The organism is Arthrobacter oryzae, assembly GCF_037911235.1.
In the GTDB taxonomy this organism is placed as follows: Bacteria; Actinomycetota; Actinomycetes; order Actinomycetales; family Micrococcaceae; genus Arthrobacter; species Arthrobacter oryzae_E.
In genome coordinates this window covers 1-23,266 of the sequence record NZ_JBBLYW010000032.1, presented here as the reverse complement: position 1 = coordinate 23,266, position 23,266 = coordinate 1, and the positions used below count along the sequence as shown (strand labels likewise).

The 23,266-nt window shown below is 60.4% G+C and carries 23 protein-coding genes and 3 pseudogenes; 10 read left to right on the top strand and 16 right to left on the bottom strand.

Features of this window, described 5'->3' with window-relative positions; translation table 11 throughout:
- Positions 1–12 precede the first annotated feature (12 nt).
- A complete protein-coding gene (locus WMN78_RS09020; protein ID WP_340533421.1) occupies positions 13–189 on the top strand; it encodes a hypothetical protein in 177 nt (58 codons plus the stop codon).
- A 609-nt stretch (positions 190–798) separates the two neighbouring features.
- Here the strand turns inward: WMN78_RS09020 and WMN78_RS09015 are convergent.
- The 3 genes and pseudogenes from WMN78_RS09015 to WMN78_RS09005 form a co-directional block, all read right to left on the bottom strand.
- Positions 799–1,215, bottom strand: a pseudogene (locus WMN78_RS09015) (recombinase family protein).
- A 236-nt stretch (positions 1,216–1,451) separates the two neighbouring features.
- Entirely contained in the window at positions 1,452–4,079 is a 2,628-nt protein-coding gene (locus WMN78_RS09010) for a hypothetical protein (RefSeq protein ID WP_340533420.1), read from the bottom strand.
- Positions 4,080–4,088: 9 nt separating this feature from the next.
- Positions 4,089–5,168 carry a hypothetical protein gene (locus WMN78_RS09005; protein WP_340533419.1) on the bottom strand — a complete coding sequence of 360 codons (1,080 nt, stop codon included), beginning with the start codon at positions 5,166–5,168 and terminating at the stop codon, positions 4,089–4,091.
- Here WMN78_RS09005 and WMN78_RS21140 point away from each other — a divergent pair.
- Positions 5,052–5,705, top strand: a complete 654-nt coding sequence (locus WMN78_RS21140) for a ParB family protein (RefSeq protein WP_425341138.1) — start codon at positions 5,052–5,054, stop codon at positions 5,703–5,705. The genes WMN78_RS09005 and WMN78_RS21140 overlap by 117 nt on opposite strands.
- Positions 5,706–5,716: 11 nt before the next feature.
- Here WMN78_RS21140 and WMN78_RS09000 read toward each other — a convergent pair whose 3' ends face one another.
- The gene (locus WMN78_RS09000) at positions 5,717–5,902 is read right to left on the bottom strand and encodes a hypothetical protein (RefSeq protein ID WP_340533418.1); all 186 of its coding nucleotides are present in this window, start codon (positions 5,900–5,902) and stop codon (positions 5,717–5,719) included.
- Between the two features lie 753 nt (positions 5,903–6,655).
- On the opposite strand from WMN78_RS09000, the gene WMN78_RS08995 reads away from it, so the two are divergent.
- Positions 6,656–7,960, top strand: coding sequence for an MFS transporter (locus tag WMN78_RS08995; RefSeq protein WP_340533417.1), 1,305 nt, complete (start codon positions 6,656–6,658; stop codon positions 7,958–7,960).
- A 26-nt stretch (positions 7,961–7,986) separates the two neighbouring features.
- Here the strand turns inward: WMN78_RS08995 and WMN78_RS08990 are convergent, their stop codons facing one another.
- The 6 genes from WMN78_RS08990 to WMN78_RS08970 all read right to left on the bottom strand — a co-directional run bounded on the left by WMN78_RS08990 (position 7,987) and on the right by WMN78_RS08970 (position 12,561).
- On the bottom strand, positions 7,987–8,331 hold the full coding sequence (locus WMN78_RS08990; RefSeq protein WP_340533416.1) for a hypothetical protein: 345 nt from the start codon (positions 8,329–8,331) through the stop codon (positions 7,987–7,989).
- A 60-nt stretch (positions 8,332–8,391) separates the two neighbouring features.
- Positions 8,392–8,694 carry a hypothetical protein gene (locus tag WMN78_RS08985; RefSeq protein ID WP_340533415.1) on the bottom strand — a complete coding sequence of 101 codons (303 nt, stop codon included), beginning with the start codon at positions 8,692–8,694 and terminating at the stop codon, positions 8,392–8,394.
- A 57-nt stretch (positions 8,695–8,751) separates the two neighbouring features.
- Complete coding sequence (locus WMN78_RS21135) at positions 8,752–8,925, bottom strand: amidase family protein (protein WP_425341137.1); 174 nt, start codon at positions 8,923–8,925, stop codon at positions 8,752–8,754.
- A 965-nt stretch (positions 8,926–9,890) separates the two neighbouring features.
- Positions 9,891–10,472, bottom strand: coding sequence for a hypothetical protein (locus tag WMN78_RS08980; protein WP_340533414.1), 582 nt, complete (start codon positions 10,470–10,472; stop codon positions 9,891–9,893).
- 80 nt (positions 10,473–10,552) lie between these two features.
- Entirely contained in the window at positions 10,553–11,245 is a 693-nt protein-coding gene (locus tag WMN78_RS08975; protein ID WP_340533413.1) for a hypothetical protein, read from the bottom strand.
- A gap of 704 nt (positions 11,246–11,949) precedes the next feature.
- Positions 11,950–12,561: a recombinase family protein gene (locus tag WMN78_RS08970; RefSeq protein WP_340533412.1), complete on the bottom strand. Its 612-nt coding sequence runs from the start codon at positions 12,559–12,561 to the stop codon at positions 11,950–11,952.
- A gap of 554 nt (positions 12,562–13,115) precedes the next feature.
- Here WMN78_RS08970 and WMN78_RS08965 point away from each other — a divergent pair.
- From WMN78_RS08965 to WMN78_RS21130, 5 genes and pseudogenes are all read left to right on the top strand, one after another.
- Positions 13,116–13,679 carry a hypothetical protein gene (locus WMN78_RS08965; RefSeq protein WP_340533411.1) on the top strand — a complete coding sequence of 188 codons (564 nt, stop codon included), beginning with the start codon at positions 13,116–13,118 and terminating at the stop codon, positions 13,677–13,679.
- 88 nt (positions 13,680–13,767) lie between these two features.
- Positions 13,768–14,388: a hypothetical protein gene (locus WMN78_RS08960; RefSeq protein WP_340533410.1), complete on the top strand. Its 621-nt coding sequence runs from the start codon at positions 13,768–13,770 to the stop codon at positions 14,386–14,388.
- A 43-nt stretch (positions 14,389–14,431) separates the two neighbouring features.
- The gene (locus tag WMN78_RS08955) at positions 14,432–14,560 is read left to right on the top strand and encodes a transposase (protein WP_340533409.1); all 129 of its coding nucleotides are present in this window, start codon (positions 14,432–14,434) and stop codon (positions 14,558–14,560) included.
- A gap of 6 nt (positions 14,561–14,566) precedes the next feature.
- A complete protein-coding gene (locus tag WMN78_RS08950) occupies positions 14,567–14,722 on the top strand; it encodes a hypothetical protein (RefSeq protein WP_340533408.1) in 156 nt (51 codons plus the stop codon).
- Between the two features lie 32 nt (positions 14,723–14,754).
- A pseudogene (locus tag WMN78_RS21130) lies at positions 14,755–15,477 on the top strand (IS3 family transposase); the annotation flags it as partial.
- A gap of 218 nt (positions 15,478–15,695) precedes the next feature.
- On the opposite strand, the gene WMN78_RS08945 reads toward WMN78_RS21130, so the two are convergent.
- Complete coding sequence (locus WMN78_RS08945) at positions 15,696–16,040, bottom strand: helix-turn-helix transcriptional regulator (protein WP_340533407.1); 345 nt, start codon at positions 16,038–16,040, stop codon at positions 15,696–15,698.
- A 153-nt stretch (positions 16,041–16,193) separates the two neighbouring features.
- Entirely contained in the window at positions 16,194–16,838 is a 645-nt protein-coding gene (locus tag WMN78_RS08940) for a hypothetical protein (protein WP_340533406.1), read from the bottom strand.
- Positions 16,839–17,145: 307 nt separating this feature from the next.
- Here WMN78_RS08940 and WMN78_RS08935 point away from each other — a divergent pair, with 307 nt between their 5' ends.
- Positions 17,146–17,550 carry a hypothetical protein gene (locus WMN78_RS08935; protein ID WP_340533405.1) on the top strand — a complete coding sequence of 135 codons (405 nt, stop codon included), beginning with the start codon at positions 17,146–17,148 and terminating at the stop codon, positions 17,548–17,550.
- A gap of 13 nt (positions 17,551–17,563) precedes the next feature.
- On the opposite strand, the gene WMN78_RS08930 is transcribed toward WMN78_RS08935, so the two are convergent.
- Positions 17,564–17,809, bottom strand: a complete 246-nt coding sequence (locus tag WMN78_RS08930; RefSeq protein WP_340533404.1) for a hypothetical protein — start codon at positions 17,807–17,809, stop codon at positions 17,564–17,566.
- Positions 17,810–18,892: 1,083 nt separating this feature from the next.
- Between WMN78_RS08930 and WMN78_RS08925 the strand changes: the two are divergent.
- Positions 18,893–19,419: pseudogene (locus WMN78_RS08925) on the top strand (recombinase family protein).
- Positions 19,420–19,908: 489 nt separating this feature from the next.
- On the opposite strand, the gene WMN78_RS08920 reads toward WMN78_RS08925, so the two are convergent.
- The 3 genes from WMN78_RS08920 to WMN78_RS08910 all read right to left on the bottom strand — a co-directional run.
- Entirely contained in the window at positions 19,909–20,775 is an 867-nt protein-coding gene (locus WMN78_RS08920; protein ID WP_340533403.1) for a hypothetical protein, read from the bottom strand.
- On the bottom strand, positions 20,772–22,277 hold the full coding sequence (locus WMN78_RS08915) for an AAA family ATPase (RefSeq protein ID WP_340533402.1): 1,506 nt from the start codon (positions 22,275–22,277) through the stop codon (positions 20,772–20,774). The genes WMN78_RS08920 and WMN78_RS08915 overlap by 4 nt, the downstream gene beginning before the upstream one ends.
- A 526-nt stretch (positions 22,278–22,803) precedes the next feature.
- A partial coding sequence (locus tag WMN78_RS08910) for a hypothetical protein (RefSeq protein WP_340533401.1) occupies positions 22,804–23,266 on the bottom strand: 463 nt, incomplete at its 5' end.

Here is a 23,266-nt window from a genome sequence, read left to right as displayed (position 1 = left end):
GTGGACTAGGTCGTGGGCATCGGTCTGCTGGATAGTTTGACGTCGTGCAAGGTCGGCACGGAGGGTCCTGATGACGTCACGCTGCTCGGCGTTCTCGGCTCCGAGTCGGTCGATGTCTACAGCTTGAGCCCGGAGTTGGTTGCGGAGCGAATCTTGGCCTTGTCGGCTTCTGGTCAGATCAGCAACTAGCCTTCCTGACGCCTTGCGGTGGGCCTCCCGCGGGCCAAACTCCGGATCGAAACCGCGACGTCGAAGCGGGACAGCGGGAGCCGGGCTCGCTACGGCAACTGCGTGCCGCCGTCGTCGATCGCGTTGTCTGTTGGCGCAGCGCGTTGAACAGAAGCGCTGAGACGAGCGCGAAGGCGCGAAGCTCTCGCCACATTCCCCACAAATCTTCCCGCTCACGTTGGTTCATCTTTGATGGCTCTGGTTACGACATGACTTGCCGTGAGTCCGCGCTCACGGCGAATGCCTTGGATGCCAGAGGTGTAAGGGAGTGAGGGTGGAGGGGTGAGGTTAGCGAAGGGGAGACTAACAGCCGTCGCCGACGGACGCAGAGGGTCATCGAGGGAGAGCCGCATACGTGGCTGCGATCGGCCCTGACACCAAGCCCGAAACTTTGAGCTTGGGCGTGTTAGCGGCCGCCGCCAACCTGCCAGAGCTGTATGCCCGGAGTGTTTCGGCGATGGCCTCATCGATGGGGGTTGCTGTGATGCCTGGCCTGTCCGTGATTCTGCTGCGATGAATGGCTCCTCGAATTGATATCGAGGAGTCCACGGCTGGTGGGGTTGAAGACGCTCAGGCCGCGAAGGAGCGGCGCCGGCATGGTTCAGAGCGTAGGGCGTTCCATCTGCCCGAACGGGGCAGCATGACGAATGCCCGCTGGGCCATAGGCGAGTCAGGTTCGGCGGTGTCGGTGTCGATGGCGAGGGGATCAGCCAGGGTCCGGGCACCTACACCGCGCTCTTTGAGGTCGTGGACCATATTCAGGGTGTCCCGGACTGTGCGGCCAAGCCGGTCCAGGGTGTGCACGATCAGGACGTCACCGTCCCGCGCGTGGGTCAGTGCTTCCTGGAGTCAGTGGCGGGCGGTGGTGGCTCCGGATTTCCTGTCTACGAAGATGTGTTCGTTCCTGATGCTGGCGGCCGCCAGAGCGTCCAGCTGCCGGGCAAGATTTTGTTTCGCGGTCGATATTCGCGCATACCGAATGTCCATGCCCGGAACCATACCGAAAGTTGTAGCTGTGACGGGTGATTGTGGCGGGAGTTTTGGGATAACTTACGGGACAGTCAGGTTACGCGAGTTTCCGCGGATCCCGGGTGTGACCTTCGGCGATAAATGGCGGCTTTTTCACGGCGCTATTTGGCGCCTTCACCGGACGCTCCATCTAGCTAGGGCCGTTCCAGAAGAGGTCCGTGCTGGCACAGGGCTGTTCCAGGGGTCCCGTCGAGTCAGGGAACGCCGAAGCTGACTCCTCCCGCCGGTGCCAAGAGTTTGAGGCGTTTGTTCTGTGGGAAGGACGGTTTCTCGCTGGTTGCCCCCGGCATGATCCGCACCGTGCCGCCGTCGGCCACCACCGCCATCGCCGCCGCAAGGGTACTGAATGGACGAAAGAAGTCACCCTCGCTGTCCCCGGTCCATGCGAAGTCGACCCACACTTCGTGGTTGCCGCCAGCCTCCTCGAACTCGCCGTTCTCCGCCAGCCGCTTGGGGCGCGCCGCGTCGCTCAGGTCCAACGTGAGCTTGGTGGCCAGGTCATGGTTGGTGATCGTCACGACGGCCTCCGCAGGGCTATTCATCACGGTGCCGTTCAGGAACCTGTCGGTGATGTTCCCGGCGTCACCGATGCTGTCTCGAGGGTCACCCCGCGATTCCACCGAGAGCACTTTCGCGCCGATGTTGGCGCCGTCCCGTTCCACGCCCTCCCAGATGACAAAGCGCAGCCTGTTGCCGCTCTCGGTAATGTACTCTTTCTCTACATTGTTTTCGAGGCCGATGGTGCCGTTCCGCCGCAGCACACGCGCCACGAATTCCCGGAAAGTCACAGTTGGATGGAGCCAGGTGTCGAAGGCCTCCAAGAAGGAAAACCTCTCGCCGTTGTGGATGGCGAGGTAGAACCCGGCCGGTTCCGTCTGCCCGGGAAGCTTCGTACCGCAGTCCACAAACAGGAACCTGCCCTGCAGCTGCGCCTTGGCCTGAACCCACGGGGGCAGGTGGATCTGGTGCCCGCAGGCGAAATCCGGACCGACTCCGTAGTTAGCCACCAGCGTGGCAGGCCCCGCGGCGAAGGTGGAAAACTGGATCAGGTCCCTTGCCCTGTTCTGCGTGCCGGCGCCCGCTACCTGCCCTGTGGGCAGAAACGACGTCGTCACCGCCACACCCACCTGCTGGGCATTCTTTTTCCAGCCCTTTTCCACCAGGATGGAGGGCCCTGGGTCGATGGCATAGGGACCCGGAGCGCCGCCGGCCGTGATGAGGTAGCTGGGCGAGCCAGCGAAGATTTCCATATTGTCCGCGTTCCGGTTCCCGCCGACTTCCTCCTCGTAATCAACGGGCACGCGGTGCAGCCGTTGGAAGAAGCGCCGGTGCAGGTCATTGACAAACAGGTCATGGACGGACGGCGGCAGCCGGTAGTCGCTCAGTGCCTCGGAGACCGCGTACAGCCCGTGGCTGGCAATGCCCCAGGGCCACGGGCGCTCCGGGGACGTTGTTTCAAAGGCCCGGGTGTTCCCGGCCTGCTGCGCGAAGTGCTCGACGAGCGGGTCCGCGCCCAGGAACCACTCGAGCAGGCCCGTGTCCATGGCGCCGCTGGGCAGCACCGCCGCCCTCCCATGTTCGGTTTTGTTCAGCCGTCGGAACGGAACCATCCGCCGCAGGTCATTGCTGGATACCGCGATGTGGGCGGACACGTAGTCAAGGACCATGCGCGCGGCCAGCCGGACCTCGTGGTCATAGGCAAAGCTGCACAGGTTCAGCAGCGCCGCGCGGGTTTCGGCCTGGTACGGCTTGGCGTTGTATTCGGAAAAATCATCCCGCAGGATCCTGCGCAAAAGGTTCAGCAGCAGTTCCGTGCAATGCGGCCCGACCGGGACCGGAATGCCGAAGACCACGACCGTGCCGTTGCGCCGGTTGTCATAGACCGGGTCATGATCGCGCTGATAAAGCAGCTGGTTGGTCAGGTAGCGTGCAGTCAGGATGCAGAGAATGTGGTTTTCGGTTTCCCCAATCCTTATCTTGTACCCGATCGGGCTGACGAATCCTGCCCGGCTCCAGTCTCCTGGGGTACGACGGCTGGTGAACGTGTCGTCGACCCTTGGCCGGTGGATCCTTCCGCGGGCGAGCAACACGGTGATAAGGAACTCCCGCGCCTCCGGCGAGAGCTCATCATAGTAGCGGTACACCATGGGAAGCAGATGCATCTGGGACAGGTCATAGTTGCCCTCATAGAAGTCTCCCAGCACGTCCGTTGCTGCATCCACGCCCGGGCCAAAGGTTCCGCACCAGCCCGGGCTGGCCGCAAGCAGCGCTTTTGAGACCTTGTGCCGCAGGTATTCCGCAGAGACACCCGGAAAATAGTCCGGAAAGGCCAGCGCGGCCAGGCATTTGGCCTTGGGGATGTAGATGGCCGGAGCCTCCTCCCCGTATTCCTTCCACTCGAGCAGCTCCTCGTCCGGATGCCCGGACGGGTACATCCGGACCTTCCGGAAGAATCCGACGGCGCAGCTGACCGCGGCGGCCGCCCGCGCGTCGAAAAGGTCGTTGAAGGCCGCGAGGTTGCCCGGATCCGCCGGATAGGAGGGTCGGTGCGCATTGGTCAGGTCGATGTGGGTGGTGTCGCTGGCGAAGCTGCCCAGGTTGAACGGGGCGGGCCGGCTCCGGCGGTAGAGCGGATGCGTGCTGCCGCCGATCGGAGACCATGGCTCGGCAAGGCTGGCCTGTAGCTTGCCCAGAAGGGAGCGCACCGAGCCGCCGTCGGGAGGCGCGGCTTGCCGAAGGAGGTCCCTGACGCCCACGGTTACGGCGTCAGGCAGTTTTCCATGCTTGCGCAGACCCCTGACGGTCCGCAGCAGGGCGGGCACGGGGACCCCCTACTGCAGCGCGATGAGGACGGGGATGAGCCCCTGGCCGTCCGGCAGCGGACGCAACGCCTTGCCGATGACCGAGCCGAAGGCCCGCAGCGGATCATCGGCGCGCATCGCGTGTCCTGGAGTGGCCGACGTCGTCAGTAGATCCCCCACGCAGATCGGTCCGAACCGCGCGTCGGCCTTGCAGAATACCTTACCCAGCAGTGCGATGGGTTTGCGGCCGTTCTCTCCGCGCTGCTTGTCCAGGATCAGCCCGGGCCTATAGTCCCCGGCACCGGAGACGACGCCCGCCACCCGCTTGTCGTAGGGCAGGCTGCTCTCACGCAGGTTGCCCTCATCGTCAAGCGCCATCACCGTCCCCGGTTCTGCTGATGCTCCGGCCCAGACGTCAAAGTCCTCCGCGCAGTCGGCATTGGTCAGCGTGATGTCGCCGGTGACCACAAGGTCGCCTTCGAAGAAGCCCGCCACCCGATTGCCGGCATGCTTCGCATAGATGGCCGCCCCCGGGCTGTTGGCATTGCGCTGGTAGGCAGCCAGCGCCGCCGTCACGGTGGAATGCGTTTCCGCGTGCAGTCCCTCATTGTTGACGCTGGTGCCGAAGACGCCCACGCTGTTATCGCTCGTGCCGTAGATGGCGATTCCGCCGGCCGTGTTCACGCCGACGACTCCGCCGTGATGGATGTTGTTGGATGTGCCACGGACGCCCTCGCCGTTGGCGCTCTCACCCGAGACGCCGGGGCCGGCATCGCTGGTGCCGACCACGCCGGTACCGCCTTTGGTGTACCCCCACACGCCGTTTCCGGTTTCGCTGATGCCGTGCACGCCCTCCGCCTTGGTGCTCCAGCCTTCGAGCCCGCGGCTTTCCTCCGAGCTGGAGCGCAGACCCGCCGATTTCTTGCTGTGCGCCCGAAGCCCGTAGTCCGCCTCGCTGGTGGCGACGACGCCCCGGCCGCTGACGCTGTGGCCGTGAATTCCCCAGCCTGTTGCGCTTTCGCCTTCGACGGCGGCGCCCGTGGTGCCCGAGTGTGTGCCCTTGACCGCTGGGACGCTGATATCCGCGGAATCGCCCGTAAGATTAGCCATATCAATTCGCCTCAAATTTCTGATCGGAATTGCGCGGACCGGCGCGCTTGGGCCGGCGTTGAGAGGAACAATACGCCGTGCGGGGGCTGCTGGCGAGGGCAGGCCCGCGGCTGGTGGTCCGCGTTTCCCACCCTGTGCTCGTCATGCGCCGAGCAGGTACACAACTCCCTGCTGCGGCGCGTCGCCCCGGAGAGGAAGAATGCCGGCAGCCAAAGGCTCGAAACCTTCTCGACTTACTTCCCGCAAACCGACGGCGAGCAGGTCCGGGCGGCCTTTCTGGCCGCGGGCCGCCTCGAGGGATACGCCTCCATTACGGAACTCATCGAGGCCGCAACCATGCGGGAAGTGAAACGGCTCCAGCGCAAGCACCACCAGGGCAAGCCGCAGGCGTGCTGCGCCGGGGAAAGCGGACCCTGGAGGAACTCCACCACCGGAAAGAGGACGCCTAAACCATGGCGAAGCCACAATGGACTAGGAGCCGGAGCCCGGGCGACGACTCCCGAAAAATGCGGCCCGAAGTCCGAGGAGGATCGGTAGGGAAATTCACGCTAGGTGTGGCTCCTGGAGTCGATGACGACGAGCTCCTTCCTCCCGACTCCGGCGATGGCATGTCCGCACGCCGGATTCCTGCCGGGGAGATACGCAAGCTGCTTCTGGAACCGGGCCTGATTACGGATCCCCAGGGCCTGATGATCCGTGGTGCACTTATTACCGGGGCACTCGACTTCGACCATGCGAAACTTCCTTGCCGCCTTGTCTTCGTTCACTGCCGCTTTGAACAAAAGCCTTCCTTTGTGATGGCAACCCTGCCCGCCCTGGTTCTCAGGGGCGTCGCCGGCGCTTCTCATAGGCTTAGAACAGCAAGGCTGCGAGGATTGCCAGCCCTAACAGGCCGGCGCGCACCAGCCCGTCTCCCGCGAAGGGAAGCCTGATCATGAGCAGAGTGCAGCAGCGCCCGCGCTGAACACTTCGGGGGGCGAGATGCGGCTATGACCATCGCGAAGACAATCCGTTGTGCATCCTGTCGAGCATTCTTATAAAGGAAGGATTCCGAGAAAGCATCGAATCGAGATCCCGGGGCCGATCGCTCATAGAAGTGGCTGTGATTTGCGGCGATAAATGGCGGTGTTTTTGCGCCGCACCATGTCGCCCTCGTATGGCCGTCCGAAGGTGCAGTAGGCAGCCCAAACGCCGACAGCCACGCCAACTCTCCAAGGTTTCGGGGCGGAATGGTTTCGAGACAAGGGGGAGGCTATCGCTGGTCCTCGTTCGGCCCGCCCTAAAGTGGCCTAATGAGCAACGCAACCCAGGACATTTTCATTCGCCCAGCGCAAGGCGTTCGTCATAAGGTCCGTCGTTTTGATGGCGGCGGTTCCCTCCGCTGGCGTTGGCGCTGCCCTCATGTAGTTCTCCTCTATGCCCGTGGGGCCGGTACCGCCCACGATAGTCTTACTCCATCGCCATTTCGCCGCAGCGGGGAGTGCATCATGAGTCTGTCCGATACGCCCGCGCCCCTTGATCCCGCAGGCAAAGACCACGGTGCCATTGTCCCGGGCGGTGTGAGGGCGGCACTCGCCGAACCCACGCGGAAGGTCACCGGACGGTGGGTGACCGGGCTGGTCCTGGTAAACGTGGGCATCTTTACTGCATTCTTCGGCCCCATCAACATCTTCATCGGGCTGCAGGCCATCAGTATCGATGAAGCCAACAAGGAAGCCATCCTGTCCCTCGCCACGGCGTGCGGAGCCGCGGTCTCGATGGTGACAAACCCCCTCTTCGGCGCCCTCTCGGACCGCACCACATCCCGCTTCGGCCGCCGCTCGCCCTGGGTTCTGGCTGGTGCCGTGCTTGGCTCGGCGGCCCTCCTGGCCATGTCCGGGGCGGGCACCGTGGCTATCATGGTGCTCTTCTGGTCCCTGGTCCAGCTGGGGGCAAATGCCGCCTTCGCTGCCATCACCGCCGTCGTACCGGACAGGGTGCCCGTGCCCCAGCGCGGGAGGGTGGGCGGACTGGCAGCAATGGGCCAGACGCTGGGTGTGTTAACGGGCTCGGTCTTTGGCGCAGTGGTGTCCGGCAACTTCATGGTGGGCTACTGGCTCTGCGCCGCAGCCCTTCTCCTGTCGGTGCTGCCATACCTCTTCCACCGGGACGATCCCGTGCTCCACAAGGGCGTCCTGCCGCGCTTCCGGCTAGGGGTGTTCCTTCGCGGATTCTGGCTCAGCCCGCGGCTGTACCCTGATTTCGCCTGGGCGTGGCTCACCCGCTTCCTGGTGAACCTCGGCAACCAGCTGACCTTCGTCTACCTGCTCTTTTTCCTCCGGGACATCCTGAAGCATGAGAACCCGCCGGCGGGCTTGTTGGTGCTCACCGGCACCTACGCGCTGATGGTGATGATCACCGCGGTGGGGGCCGGCCCCTGGAGCGACAGGGTTGGCCGCCGCAAGCCGTTCGTGATCGGCTCCTCGGCCATCATCGCCATGGCGGCCCTGATCCTGGCGTTCTTCCCCGTGTGGCCGGGAGCCCTGGCAGGCGCTGCGGTCCTGGGGATCGGGTATGGGGCGTACCTGGCGGTGGACTTCGCCCTGCTGACGCAGGTCCTGCCCCTGGCGGCGGACCGCGGCAAGGACATGGGCATCATCAATGTGGCTAATTCACTTCCGCAGGTGGTGGCCCCGGTGCTGGCCCTGCTGGCTGTCACATCCTGGGGCGGCTACCGCTCCCTGTTCATGACTGCCGCCGTCATCGGCCTGCTCGGTGCAGTCTTTGTGGTAAAGATCAAGAGCGTCCGCTGAGCTCCGGAAGGGGACCGACAAGCGAGTCAGTGGTGTGCAGCACAAATGTCTGAACCCGCCGGCATAACCGTTCCCTGCCCGAACGCCCGGTTTTCCTCGCTTCCGGCCCAGACGACACCGCCTGCAGGGCAGGGCATCGCCTCGAACGCCAGGCCATCACGCTGGGCCCGCAGGCGGCGCCCGTCATCCTCGACCACTTCCCAGCCCGCCGCTGGCAGTGCTGCACGATAATGCTGCAACACATCGGCGTCTTCTGAGAGCACAAACCAGCGGGTACAGCCGCCGACACCACTTATGCCGCCACCCCTGAAATGTCCGATGTGGCTGATGGAATCGAACGCCTGCTGGGACTCACGATCTGCGCTGGCCATGGGCTCATCCGTGTCCTCGATCACGCATTGGGGAGCGGAAACAAACTGTGTCTCCATCTTCTACCCCAGCGCCGCGGGGGTGACAGCGAACATCCCGAGCAGCATGAGGACCGGGATGGCCACGGCCGTCAGCCGCATCCACCGTCGTGTCGAGAGCACGAAGCCGATCAGCACAACCACCATGACCAGACTGAGCGCCAATCCAGAAGGACCAGCCGTCAAGCCCCAGGTGAATCCCTCGAACGCGGTGTCGGTGACACCGCCGTACATTGCCATGAATCCGTAATGGACCAGTACAGCCAATAGCGCCAGTCCTGCCCCAATGACGAGCAGCACCACGGCAGAGACGACTCGGCCGGTCACGGACATGGCTTATTGTAGGCCCGCGTGGCAACTTGTCAACAGGTGCGGATGACTACTTTAGATAAGGGTCAGCCGGCCTACTACACGTTCAATGTGTCGGCCGATGTCGATTGCGGTCCGGTCCTCGAGATAGGGAGCGACGACCTGAACGCCCACCGGCAGGTTGGCGGTCGTCAGTCCTGCCGGGACAGCGACGGCAGGAAGGTCGGCAACGGTCGCCAGCCCACTCAAAATGGACTGGCTCAGGTAGGGCGTGGGTCGGCCGTTGACCCGGATCGTCCGCAGGGCGGGTTAGGGGCTTCATGGAAGATCGCAGGACGTTTGAGACTGGGCACAGGAGGGCGTCGTACTGGTTGAAGAACGCGCCGCCCAGCGGACCTTGAGTTGGGCGCGGGCTTCCCTGGCGAACGACCAGTCCCGCACTGTTTGGAGGTTCCACCGGGCCCACTGTGTCGTGGGATTAGTGTCAGCGGGGCCAGCACGGGCGACTATACCCTCGTAGAAGTCCATGGCCTGCGGCGGCTGGAAGGCGGCGGTGACTCCGGCCAGAGCCTGCTGGTACAGCGGGTCGGTTTCGGACAGCGGCGCCGGCGGGGAAGTTTCCTCGATGTTGCCCCGGCTGACCTGAATGTAGCGACCAGCGAGGTCAGGACCTCCACCACGGTTGTGTCGACTGGGCAATAAGGGTCATCGAAAACGACAGTGTCAGTGGAAGCATCGTCCAATCCAACGAATATGACATCAAGGGGCGGATTTAAGCGGCTCGGTGCTCCTTGTCTCGCAACTAATGACGCCTTTCGAAATGGAATTGTCGAGTTGCGAGACATAGATGCAAGAAGTTCCGTGGCCCCTAATCTGCCTCCATAGATGCACACGTTCATGTCGCTGAGACGCCTCGTAGCCCAAGGGTTGAAACACAAAACGATCAGCCGGCGACGGCAAGAACTTTGTGGCCGGGACACCGACTGGTCTTGCCATTGACCTCACGAATCATCTGCAGCCTTGACTGTAACGAGCCGAATTAGACCTGACGTCTGCCGGCCGCGGGCTCACACGCGTAACCGACCGAATGAAGAGGCACGTGGTTGTGCGGAGTGGTAGGCGAGAGCGAGCCCTCGGGTTCCTGCATGCCCCTGCGATAGCGCAGGGGCATGCAGGAACGAGGAGCCAGAGAAGGCCTGTGCAGTACTTTCGATCTATTGGATTCGGAACCCGGGGTCTTTCGTGAAATTGCTTGCCAAAATCGCATTCGCTCTCTGTCGAGCTTGTAACTTCAGCGCGGGAGTGGAGCCTTCAGCTGCGACGTAATACCACCAGAGCCAAACAACTTGCCACCGCCAGGCTCCGTTATACTCCCAGCTCGAATCGTTATTGCCGTCGTCATGACCCTTCCAGTCGGCATGCCGCGCTTCGTGCAAGATGGTTCCAGCCCGCAGCACAACTCCCTGACCATAGAAGAAATTCAGGAAGAGCCGGGTCCAGTTGTCGATGACGATTCCCCACTGCGTCCTGGCATTTGCCGTACCATTGCCGCAGCGGGCATCAAGTTCGTCGATCTCTTTCGACGAATACCGCCAACCCCATTGGAGAATGTTGCCGTCAGGATCCCAATTACCGGAACCGGGCGAATACACAAGGCAGTAGAGACCGGCCATCGTTCGCGCCAGCGCTTTAGTCCGGTCCCAACGGTCCTCAAATCCGAATCCTTCATTCCAGTCGCCTTCATCAAAGTCGTAGGCATCCCACGCCCAGTCGAAGAACGCTTGCCATTCTTTCATTCTGTCGGCATATAGGTTGTCCCCGCTGGCGTCCATTTGCGCCCTCGTCGGGACCGTATACGTGCAGCTAGCCATTCGACTCACCTCTTTCGCAACGGGGGTGCAGGCGACTCACCTGCGTCAAGACCCAAGGAGGATGGGCGCTCGTCGACGCTGGAAGGTTCTGCCTCTAGGACAATGTCGACCAAGTACTGGCTGGTTTCAGGTAGCGTTAACCGCAGTTGGTCAGCCGCACCGGGGTCAACCTTGAGAAGTTGTAGAACAGCGGCGCTATGAATTGCTGGATCTGTGGGTTGAGAAACCACGTTCCGTAGGGACTCAATTGCCGCCTTTCCCCTTGCGGACTCAGCAAGCATTCCAAGCCCCTCAACGGCCATCACTCCGACCAGTACCTCACCATCACGGGCGGTTTCACAGGGCCCGGATTTTTCTTCGGGGGATGGGAGGCTGCGCAGAGCAACACGTTCGAACCAACTGGCAGCGTCCTCGGGGCCGGCCAATGCAAGAACGTACAGCACGCTCCATCTAAATGTGCTGTCCTCCGTGTGCGACTCATATAACGATATCGCCGAAGCGAGGACGCCGGGGTCATTCCGGAGCGCTTTGATGCTTTCTGCGAGCGACGCATCTTGATCTCCTGTAAAAGCCCACCCAATCGCACGGAGAAAAGCCCCAGAAGATTCCTCTGTCGCAGAGACCTTGTCGGGAGGAGGAACGGCCGTTACCTTGTCTGTTGCAGACCTAGGAGATTTACGCCCTGCCATGTCACTCATCGAGGACCTCCCTTGGACCACGAGGTAATACCGAAGCGATCACGTACAGGGTGCTCGCGTCCCGAATTCCTGAATTTTACTAGTGACACCCCGTACCGTAAAGCGGGGGCGCGTTTACCTATCTGATACCTCCGCGCAGTCAGGCAAGTTGCGTCACGTAGAAATCTGGGTCTGGTAGTGGTTGGGGCCCCGGGCAGGAGTCCGGTGTCCCAACCAGTCGCTAGTGGAGACTCTCCAAAAGAAGGGCGGGCAGTACCTCCATCAGCCGAAACGGAACGGCGCAGCCGGTCAAATTGGAAGTCTGGGGCATTCGCCCACACGGCCGAGGGCATCACCGCCATCGTCTTCTATGAAGCTTAGTGGCGGCGCGAGTATGTTCGCATGGTCAACTCGTCGATCATCGCCTGGTTATTGGTCACGACGAACAACACCACGTCCTCCGCCTATCCCCTTCCCGGAACTAGGAGAGCGTCCAGCTGAAGAGTCTCGTGCTTTTGTCTCGCATCCCTTGGGATACGAGACGTCTCACTGGCTCTGTCCTGCGGGATTCTGGTTCCTGTGAAATCTGTCGTTTTCAGAAGTCGTCTGCACTCGCTCCCGCGGAATTCCGGGGTAGTGCAGACGAGTACGGACACGGAGATGTCACAAGTCCCCTGCACGGAATTGCATTCCGCTCAGTAGTCCTCTGCACCAACCATCACTTTTCAGAAGTCGCCTGCACCAAACAGCAGCGGCTTTTGCGTCGAAGCCCCCGTCGCGCCTGCTGCCGGGACCCACCGGTAGAGCGTCGGGACGGAGACGCCGAGGCTGGTGGCCACTTCCCGGGGCGGTGTTCCCTGGTTGAGTAGTTTGCGGGCTGAGCGGATCTTGGCTTCCGTCATGATGCGTTTGCGGCCGCCGACCCGTCCCTGTTCGCGCGCGGCCAGCAGCCCGGCTTGGGTGCGTTCGACCATGAGCTCCCGTTCCATCTGGGCCAAGGATGCCATCACGTTGAAGAAAAAGCGCCCGGAAGCCGTGGTGGTATCGATCGCGTCGGTGAGGCTGACGAAGCCTACTCCGCGGTTGTTTAGGCCGCCGGCGAAGTCCAGGAGGTCTTTCACGCTCCGGCCCAGGCGGTCTAGCTTCCACACCACCAGGGTGTCACCGTCGCGCACGGCGTCCAGCGCCTGGTCGAGTCCTGGGCGTTGGGACGTGGTGCCGCTGATTGTGTATTCGTAGATCTTGTCGCATCCGGCCTTCTTCAGTGCGTCGAGCTGGAGGTCCAGGTTCTGGTCCCGGGTGGAGACCCGGGCGTAGCCGATGCGGTGTGCGGGCATGGGTGTTCTCTTCTCAAAACTCAATCAGGGGCGTTGGTTCGACTGTACCGTTTCGAGAACTATTTGTGAGAACGACCGGCCCCGAGCTCGACTTTTCGTCCCCACGGCGGTTTTCCGCAGAAAGACGCCCCTTTGCGGCCGATCGCCGCGAACACCCCGATTCTCAAATCAACCTGTTCTTGAAATCCTTCGTTTATAAGAAGAGGCTAAGCATGAGTTCCGTTTCTTCAGTTATCCCGTTTTCCCGCATCACAACTGCAGAAAGGGCAAGTACGCGCCTTGCCTGTACTGGTCTGCAGAAATAGTTCAGACGCGATCACGTCGAGCGTTGGCTTACGGGTTCAAACCAAGCCGGCACCACTGATCACCCAGCCCCAGGGCGTTCTGCTTCAACACATTTCGGGGACCACAGAACTCTTCGGTGTCGACCGTCTACGAGCAATTTAGCGCATGAAACCAGCTTCGCCGTCTGCTTTGGCTCCATATGGCGCCAACAGCGCCGCCATCAGGCGATCAAGATCAAGAGTCGGGACCGATGCTGATATAAGAAAGACATGGATCTGGCTGATGATGCTACAAACAAGGTTTTGACCCTTTTGGCCGCCGGAGGTGCGGCCGTCGTGGCGCTTTTGGCCCTTGTGGTGAGCATTGTGGCGCTGGTGAGAACATGGCACAGGCCTCGACCCGAGCTTGTGCTCAGGCCGATATGGAGGGAAGCTCCGCGGGCAGAGGGCCCTGGCCCCTACTGTGGCTACTACTTCGACATTGCCAACGTTGGAAGCGGCCCTGCTATGAACGTTGAGCTTAGCGTTGAAGCTCCATCCCTGGGGATGGTTGGCCACCCTCAAGTCAAGACGGCAATCAAGGGAGCCCATCCTATTGATCAGGACGAACTGAGCGGGCGGCAAGAAATTCTTGCCAGCGGTAGCAAGATGCGAATACCCGTCTGGTTTTACGACCGGCAACAGTACGGAATCAATCCCAAGAGCAAGTACGTCAGCTTCCTCACAGAGGGCGTGAAAATCAAAGCCGAATACAGCTTCCCTCCCAAATTGCTGAAGCGCCGAACCAAAGTATTTGACCTAGATGCCGAAGTTCACCGGGTCCCAGCGGGTTAGAGCTAGCACTTCGCAGAGATCGAAATGGGCGCTGGCGTCCGTGGCGTTTGAGTTAGTACGCCAGCACAAAGAGTGAGTAGATGGGTGTATGAGCAGCACTCCGCCGAAACCCCGCACGTCAGATGACACTCCGGGTAGACGAAACCTCACGACCTACTTTCAGTCCTGGTCTCCGCGAAAAGTGATTCTTCTAGCCGTTGCTTGTCTCGGAGTGCTTGCGGCCATCGCCTTCGGCATTGCCTGGAGCACAAACTTGGTGCCGCTGGAGACAGTCTGGGGACCAGTGTCGTCATGGGTGAACGTCGGGGTGACGGCGCTGGGTTTCATCGTCGCCGGCCTAACCTTCTATCTCAGGTTCCGGGAAGTTGCACAGAGTGATGACCAGAAAAAGGGTGAAAAGGAAAAAGAAGACCTGAATAACACCTTCGAACTCCACCAACTGACAGCCCTTGAACATCAGCGCATGGAGGATGAGGCTTCCCACGTGAAGCTGGAAATATACGCGAGTCTGGTTGGCCCTTCGGATCTATCCGATTGGGAACGGAAATATTGGGTGCAGCTCGTCGTTAGAAACAACACAGGAAAGCGGTTGACTGACATCATTCTCCGACTACCTTCGTTTACCACGCACTATGGCGACTACCCGGAAAAGTCGCTTGCCCTAGAAGACTCAGCTGAAGTCAGTTTTTCATCGGGTTTCCTTAAGTGAGGTGTAGTAATGATGTGAGACACAGTTTGAAAGGATTGTGCTCATGTCTGCTCGACCTACCTATTCCGATGAGTTCAAGGCCGATGCCGTGGCCTTGGCGGCATCTTCGGGGCGTTCGTTGCCTGCCGTCGCTGCTGATCTCGGTATCTCGTTGACCGCTCTGAAACGCTGAATCCGGTTGGCCCGTGAAACTGATCTGGAGGGCGGCGGAAAACCTGATGACCCGGTGGATCCGGTGAAATTCAAGGCCATGGAGGCCCGGCTGCGGGAACTCGAGCGGGAGAACGATTTCCTGAAAAAAGTTTCGGCGTTCTTCGCCAAAGAACAGCGGTAGAAGATCTTTACCGAGTCGTTCGGGAGAAGAACGCCGACTTTCCTGTGGCCTGGATGTGCCGGCAGCTTGGGCTCCCACGGGCGTCGTATTACCGGTGGCGGGACGCGGTGGAATCCCCGACCGCTACCCGGCACCGGGAACTGACCGACCACGTGAAGACCGTCTTCGATTCCTCCGACGGGATTTTCGGTCACCGGATGGTGCACACCAAACTCGTTGCTGCCGGCATCGAGGTTTCTGTAGGCACGGTGGCCGGGATTATGGCCGAGAACGGGTGGGCGGCAAAGCGGATGCGCGCGTTCAAGCGCACCACTATTGCATCGGATCCGGACAAAGTCTTCGCGGACCTCATCGGCCGGGACTTCACCGCAGACGTACCTGGAACGCGTCTAGTGGGTGATATTACCTATCTGCGCACGGGCGAGGGCTGGCTATATCTGGCCACTGTCATTGACCTGTGCACGCGTATGGTGGTCGGCTGGGCCATGGCTGACCACATGCGCGCCTCGTTGGTTACCGGAGCCCTGACGATGGCCAGGGACCGCGGTCACCTGACCCCGAACGCCATCTTCCATAGTGACCGCGGAACTCAGTACACGTCCCGGGAAATGGGCGTTTGGTGCGCCGGGAACAAGATCCGCCAATCGATGGGCGCGACCGGGGTGTGTTGGGACAATGCCGTGGCGGAATCGCTGTTCTCGTCCCTGAAGAACGAGTTCTACCATCATCACAGCTTCGCCACACGCCAAGACGCCAGACGCCAGACGGGCAACGATGCGTTACATCGAAGTGTTTTACAACCGCTGGCGACCCCACACCAACAACGGTGGTCTCCCGCCAGCGACAGCGATGGCCAACTTCACAACAGAAAGCCAGCCGCTTCCCGCTGCTGCGTGACCGAGAAGAAACTACCCGACTGTCTCACATTCTTGACACACCTCAACTCCGCCAAGGAGGGGACGGTTCCGGCGTCCTACGGGTCGTGGGGGGCCGTACTTTCCACGTCGTGGATGTCCGTGGCCCTTTCCAGTGCATCCAGTCGCCACAATACGTACATCACCGCCACCAAGTCGCCCACGTCCGCGTCTGGCGCCCCGCTTTCCAGCCGTTTCAGGGCGGCCGGGCTGATCCGTGCCCTGCGGGCCAATTCCTCGAGGGGGTATTCCAGGGTTTCCCTGGCCTGGAAGATGTTGTACCCGATGTTCAACAGCCCCTGCTGGACCTGGGCGGGTTGTTGCCGGCGCTCGGGCTCTCCGGCTGATGCCTCCGCTTGGTGGGCATTGGCCGGATCGGAGGGCGGGTGTGGGGTCTCGTCCATGGCGTCATCGTAGGCGGGACAGGATCATGGCGGCAGAGGAAAATTGATGGAGGACCGCCAAGCCGCGAACCAGGCGTCAGTCCATCGTCCACGGCTTGTGAGGATTCGGGTTCGAAAGTCATGCCTCAATTAGCCCTGGTCCCCTGCTCCGGTTCACGACCCGTTCAAGGCGTCCCTCACCTCGTCCACGACCCGGTGCAGGTGCTCGGTGTCGCAGTACTCCTCGTCCAGTTCTTCGAGATTCTGGATCCACTCGTTCTTTTTCGGGCGCACGTACCGGCTGGTGTGACGCTCGAACTCGTCGGTGTCCGGACCCAGACGCTTCAGGTTGACGATCAGCCTGCCCACGCGACGCCGGTGGAGACCGCCGAGGACATGGGGTTCCTGCCCGGCAGTGGGCCAGCCATACCGGGGATCGGCCCGGTAATCCGGCCAGAAGGCGGCACGCACCCACGCCACGTCCATGGACTGGCGAGGGGCGGCTGCCATCTCCCAACGCCGAAATGGGATGTCCGTGTTGATGTGCAGGAGGACGATCGATTCGTCCCCCACCTGGAACTCGATCGCCGGCAACTGCTGGGCGTTGAAGTACGTCCCCGCCTTCCGACGCTCGGTGATGGCCAGGTCCACGGAAACCATGCTGTTGTACAGGCTTCCGGCACCCTGGTACAAGTGGTTCTTCTGGTCGTTCCACACTTGGTGCTGAGAGGTCAGCTGCCAGACGGTGCAGGCCCGCACAGCTTCCACCGGGCGGGCCATGAACTCCGGGTCGCTCAACCGCACAGGGGAGAATCTCATGCGAACACCCTACTGAGAGGGGCCGTCAGGGCGTGACGGCGACCCGCCGGCGACTGCACCGTAAAGTCCCGAGTCTCGCTTATCGGCGAGCCCTTTTTGGTCGGCCAGCAGCCGGTACAGGGCTTCGATGCAGGAACATCCTTCTTGCAAGGAGCGAATCCTCACAAGTCAGGAGCCAACTGAACCCGGGACAGTCCCCATCGCCAGATCACTGCTGGAAGCAGGAGGATTCAGGCCCCGGCCACACCCTCATTTGTGAAGAGCCGCATATCCGCGCTGAATCCTTGTTTTGCAATGTGGATATTCTATGGATATGGACTACGGATATAGAACACCATCTGTTGAAGCTTTTATTGATTCCCTCCCCTCGTTAACCGTTGCCGAATGGGATCGGGGAATCATCAGCATGGTGAGGGAGATCCCCGGCGTTGATCGGGTTAGCGATGCTGCCACTAATCTCATTGAACTAACAGCGCATCAAGATCCGGTAGTAGCTGCGCAGATCAACGCGGCCAAGCAGGCCGCTTGGGAATCGATGAAGCAAATCTCGTGGTCGCAAACAAATCAGAACATGGTCGAGGGCGTACTGAAAGCCGTTTCTGCAATTGTGATCTTGGATATTGTCCCGGTTCAAAACATCTCAATCGCACTTGCCCCTTTCCGCTTCTCGAATGTCTGGTTGCCCGTCTCGTGGGGTAGCCCGGACGCCTAGTAGCTCGTCGCTTCTAATGTTCCGGGTATAGGTGGCGGAGCTTGATGCGGGCGTCACTGGTGGTGAAGTGCCAGTTCACCTGCCGCTGGTCGACCTCGGCCCGGCTCATCCAGGTCCGCAACGCCTCAGGGTGCACCCCGAGCTGTTCCCCGATCCGTTTGAACGCCCCGGTCCTGGTCGCAGGGTCCTTCCGGGCATCCAACGCCATCCTCGTGGCGCGTTCACGCAATTCCTCCGGGTACTTCCTATGGGCTGCCATGCATCCGATCCTTCCGGGTAATCGATGCCTCCATCAAACCCGGTGCGATTCACTCGGCGGCGAAAAGCCATCACTGTGTGCCTACGGGCGGTGCCAGGCGCGTCCGTGCCGGTAGCGTGCGCTGGAGACTTCCGATGACCGTGGACAGGTTCAGTCGAGGCGCTCAAGTCCGTCTCAGTCCGGCAACGATGATTATTTCCAAGAGGGCCCCCAATATGCGACAGCATCGGCGATATTGTCGCACAAGCCTCCGACATTAATTGCAGGCTGGGCTGAGCGACAGGATGAAATGCCGCGGCATTGGCATTCGAGAAGGGCGGGTTTCTCGATTCAGGACGTTCCAGGAATCCTTCGTTTGCGAGAGCGGCCGGGCAGGTCGGCTGGTCCGGGAGGGGTTCCTCAGTTGGACCGACTTGTAGCCATGGCGTTTTCGACGTCCGCGACAGCAATCCGCGCCAGGCAGGCTCGAATCAGGGCTGCGGTATCAGGAAGTGAGCGACGACTGTCAGGACCAGGATTAGAGGCACAGCGAAGACGACACTTCGAGACATACGGCCCAGCCAGCCGTTTGCTCGGGGCCGACGCAGTAGCCCGATGATGACAGTCGCGAGCAGTGCAACAAGAATGCCTGCGCTGATCAGCGATGCACGAACAGGCAGCAAATGCGGAGGGCACATCGCCGGAAAACTGGTCGCACATCCCCAACTCGGCAGGACCGGCTGCGCCATCCAAAGGACCAGCAAGCCCAGAAGGACGACGCAAGCCGCGACTACAGGAGAGCGCGTGGCGCCGCGTGTCTGGATGGTCATGTTGCCAGACTATCGATCAGCACTCCCGTTGCACGACGACCACGCAAGTGCGCCGGGGTGCACCCGTAGAATCCGGAGAACCCCTAGAGCGTTCCGCCAACGAACACACAATCGCCAGTGCAGAGGACTTCTGACATTCCGTGCAGGCGACTTCTGAAACTGACAGAAATCTCGCGACTTTCTCTGCTTCCGGCGATTCTCATAACTATGTCTCGAAACCTTCTGCTTGAATCGAGGTACCAATGATTAGTTATGAGACACATTGGAGGCAGGCGTGTCGAAACTTATTGGCTATGCGCGAGTTTCGACGCGGCAGCAGTCCACGGACCGGCAGCGAGCGGATCTCCTGGGCGCCGGGGTTCGACGCGATGACCTCTACGTCGACCAGGGTGTGTCCGGAGCGCGCGCGTCGCGGCCCCAGTTCGATGGAGCACTCGACGCCCTTATGGAGGGTGACACCCTCGTCATCACGACTTTGGACCGGCTTGGGCGTTCCACCCAAAACCTTCTCGCTTTTGCCGATGAATCCGCAGTAGGGGCGCCGGCCTGCGCGTCCTGAACCTAGGCGGAGGCGACGTCGACACAGCAACACCGATGGGCTCTATGCTGTTCACGATCATGGCCGCCCTCGCGCAGATGGAACACGAAATCAAGCGCGAACGCGTCACGGATTCAATAATCAAGCGAAGAGAAGCTGGCAAAGACCTTGGCGGCCGGCCCCGCCGGGTTACGGATAGTCAGATCAGAAGCGCTGTTCGCCTGGTCAAAGGTGGCGAGCCCGGCTTGCAGTCGACGTGTTGAAGCCCTGTGTGGCCGGCATCTGCCACTTCCAGGGCCCGTGCACAATGGCCTCGGTGCATGTGGGAACATGACGGCACCGGCCCACAACCTGATACTCCGTGCCCGGGGCATTGGAGTTGCAACTGGCTCCCACGCTGGCCTCGCCGATATAGAAGTTGCAGTGGGCATACCCGTCGTCAGCCAACGCAGGTTGAGCCGTGAGTAATGTCCCGCCCATGAATGCAAGGGCAGCGCTGGCAGCAAGAACCTTTCGCGAAATCGTCATAGATGTTCCCCCAAAGTCTGATTGGTCTTCGATGTCGTCACTTGATACTCGGGCACACCCAGCCGTTGCGCGATTGGGCGAACTACCCACACAGTCTTCCCGTTCACAACTGCAGTATCGGTTGTCTTCCGTGCATACGGATTGGGAACTGGATTTTTGTGCCGCAGGGACCGCGTTACTGGCGCTGGGATTGGCTCGTTGCTCGGCTGCGCAACCTCTGTCGTTCAAAAACTAAGTTCTGCACCGTCAAGGACTGCGGTTGGATGTTCGAGGTTCAGAAGCCGGAAACCACCACCACAGAAGTCTGCAGACTCGGCGGCCGCAGTGAGTGTGGCAGGTTTCCAGTGGTTCAGACCTAAGTGCCGGGCGGCGCTCCGCGCTTCGCGGTGCAGGTATTTTCCCACGCCGACAGGTCCACACTCAGAAGAGTAGTCCTCAATAGCTTCCCTCTTCTCATTGAGCAGCTCAACTGCTTCTTCGGAATAGACCGTATCTAAATGGAAGTGGTCGAACTGGCGAGCGAGAACCCGGTAAGTTTCGTCCGGTAGCCCCGGTGCTGGCACGACCTCGAATGAAGGAATAACGCCGTCGTCAAACTTCAAGGTTGCCCGAAGAAAGGGCTCCGAGCTCGGAAGCTGATCGAGGTAGGCGTGGATGAACGCAGGACCGCCCAAGCTGGTTATATATTCTTCGTCCTTCCGCTTGTTGCAGACGCCGCACACAGGAACCAAGTTGACCGTGTACACAGCGAACTCGGGGAAAATCTGCTTAGGAAGGTAGTGATCGAGCTCGCTTGTGGCACGAAGACCACAAAGACAGCAAATCCTGCTACGCGCCAAGATCATCGCACCATCAGCAGCAAGCGCACCTGATCTCAGAACCGCGTAATTCGAGCGGATTTTCTCGGCCGTATCGTCATTTTCGATCACGGTCGACAGACTGCAGAGCTCCCCGGGCTTGTACTGGGAGTAGGCTCCGAACACTGTCTCCCTGGCATCAGCGAGCACGTTTGCGGTGTCACTGTTGCGCCGTGCTTGCAGGCGATCATAAAGATCGCGTTCGTCGATTACAGGCAGTGCAAGAGTCCTCATGAAGTTCGAGAAGCCCCTCTAGCGCGTAAGGCCAGTGCTCGCGCCTGGCTGCTAAGCCCCAGGGGAAACAGCTCTTCAAGCTCGTCGAGGCTCAACTTTTTGGCGAGTTCGCGAATTACAGTGCGATAGTCGGATACAGAGTTATCGAGTCCGAACGCCTCATGCGTAAGTTCTCCAAGCCCTGCTCCGAAGGTCTCAAGCTGAGGGCTAGCAGCGCGAACGATTGTGCCGAACCTCTCGATCACCTGCACGTCTTTGGCAGGCACCTCCTGAAGGACGACGGGACTGTGCGTCGCGATGATCGCGAATGAATCGAAGCCGTCGAGGAGTCTTTGAGTACCCCGTAAGAGAGCTGCCAAAAGTGAGGGATGCAAATGCGTTTCCGGTTCGTCGATCAGAACTAGAGAACGCTTGCGAAGATGTGCAGCCAGTTGGACGACGATGTTGATTACAATCTTTTGCCCGGCGCTGAGCATCGCCAGTTTTTCGTAAGGCAACTCACCGACCTCGACCCATTCCGAAAGACGTAGACCTGATCGTCCAAACGAGGGGTCCAGCTCTAGGTCTCCCAGTGCTTGACTAAGTGCATTCGAGTCGCGAGTGCACGCTGTCCGGAAAGCGCTTGAAAGCTCGACAGTCAACTCATGAATGGATTTCAGCTGGGAGCTCGCCTGGCCATTTTCAAGGCGGCGAAGTCCGCAGTACGTGTATCCAAAGTACGTTGTAGTTGACGCATAATCGGTATCGCCACGTGCGTTATTCGTAGGGCCGGCCGATGGGGGGAGTTCAAAGGTATCGAACGCGCTGTATGAGACCGCGACGACGGCGCTGAACAGACTCTCAGTTTCTCCATGGAGCTCAGGAGACTGTCCGACCTTGCTTGTTCCCCTGGCTAGGTCGGCGAGTAACCGCGTCTTGCCGACCCCGTTGTAGCCGATCAAGACCTTACAACGTCCGGGAAGCGCATTCGAATCATCAAAATCGAAACAGATCTCTGCATCAAGGTCACGGCTTCGATGGGTGAAGGAAACTACTCCTTCGGACGGTGCCGTTCCATCGAAGAGCGAACTTGCGGAAGCAAGCGTGTGCTCGGCCTGCCCAAATCGGAGTAGCGACGTGCCCCAGCCTTCTTCGCTCTCAAATGTTGCGGCTATCTCCTTATCGGTCGCGGCATCCCGAATCGATCGCAGGAAGACGACCCGCTCTTCGTCAGCAAGAGCAGCCAGCTTCTCGTAGTATTCGATGTCCTGGCCAAGCGAACAGTAATCATCGCCCAACGCCTCGAATTCATTGGCTTCGAACGGTGTCAGGCCCGTCAGTTGACCAGCTCTGAGGATCTTTACAAGTCCAAGGTGGACTGGATCGCCGACCTGTCGCACCACTTCCACTTGGAAGGAAGTCTTGAATCTGAAGTCATCCCAAGAATCACGCCTCAATATGACCAAGGTCTCATGTGGGAGCCTGCCGTAGGTCCCGAACCCTTCGACCACCCGGAATTTCATCTATTACCTTCCGCAGGTGGGGCTATCAATTGCGAGCACAAACCCGGGCATCTTGTTGAGACATATGGACAACGAATGTGTATCACTGTCGAATCATAAGCGAGGTGGTAGTAAGCCAAAGAAGATTGCGGCGATTACCCAACGGGCCGAACGTCGTATGTCCGGCCCTTCCTCATGCCCGCGTCCGAGGATAAGATCAGCCGCCACAACACGCTGGGCGCGCAGCCCCAGGGGATCTCGCTTCGTCTAGGGAGCGTCCGGGGAGATGCTCGCCCGCGTTGTTTCGTAATCCGCTCCTCCAGCAACCTCAGTGGGACAACATGCTGCGGTAGGCCCCACCCGCAAACTGCCCGGTGAAGGTGCCCTATTCGCTCCGGTCAAAAACGACGGATATTGCGGGCAAACCAGCAACGGGACACTCAATCCAGTACTTCACGAGAGGGCGAGACGCGGAACGGACGGCATCATTCGCCGGCCGTTCGTGTTCAAGAAGCGAAGCCTCCCGCAGGAGCGTTAGGACATTCAGCTATTTGCGGTCCCGCAGGTGGGTGCTGAAGTCCTCAAGATGCCTGGATACCTGATTTTCGAACTGGTAGTGCGTGAAGTAGAGATTGTCCGTGAGTTCGAGTCGGAGAGGTTCCTCTGCCACGCCGGCCAGTCCCAGCATGGCGTGAGTGGGGTAGAGGCGAATCGATCCCAGTTCGCCGTACAGAACTGAACCCCCCGTCTGCACTCCGAAGCTTGATCCAATGTGGTTCTGATTCAGCTCTCCGGCCTGGACTGTGTATTCGTCCCTGCCGCCTCCCAAAAATGCCATTCTGCTTCCCTTTCGTTGTTCGAGTCTTTCCTCGCGAGACTTGTTGACGCCAACCGAAAGTAGGGCCAATAACGCCAACTGAAAATGAGGCCACTGACCATTATGGAAGGTGATCACATTGGATGTTTGGGCGCAGATACGCCACCGATACGCGACGGAGAAAATCTCCAAG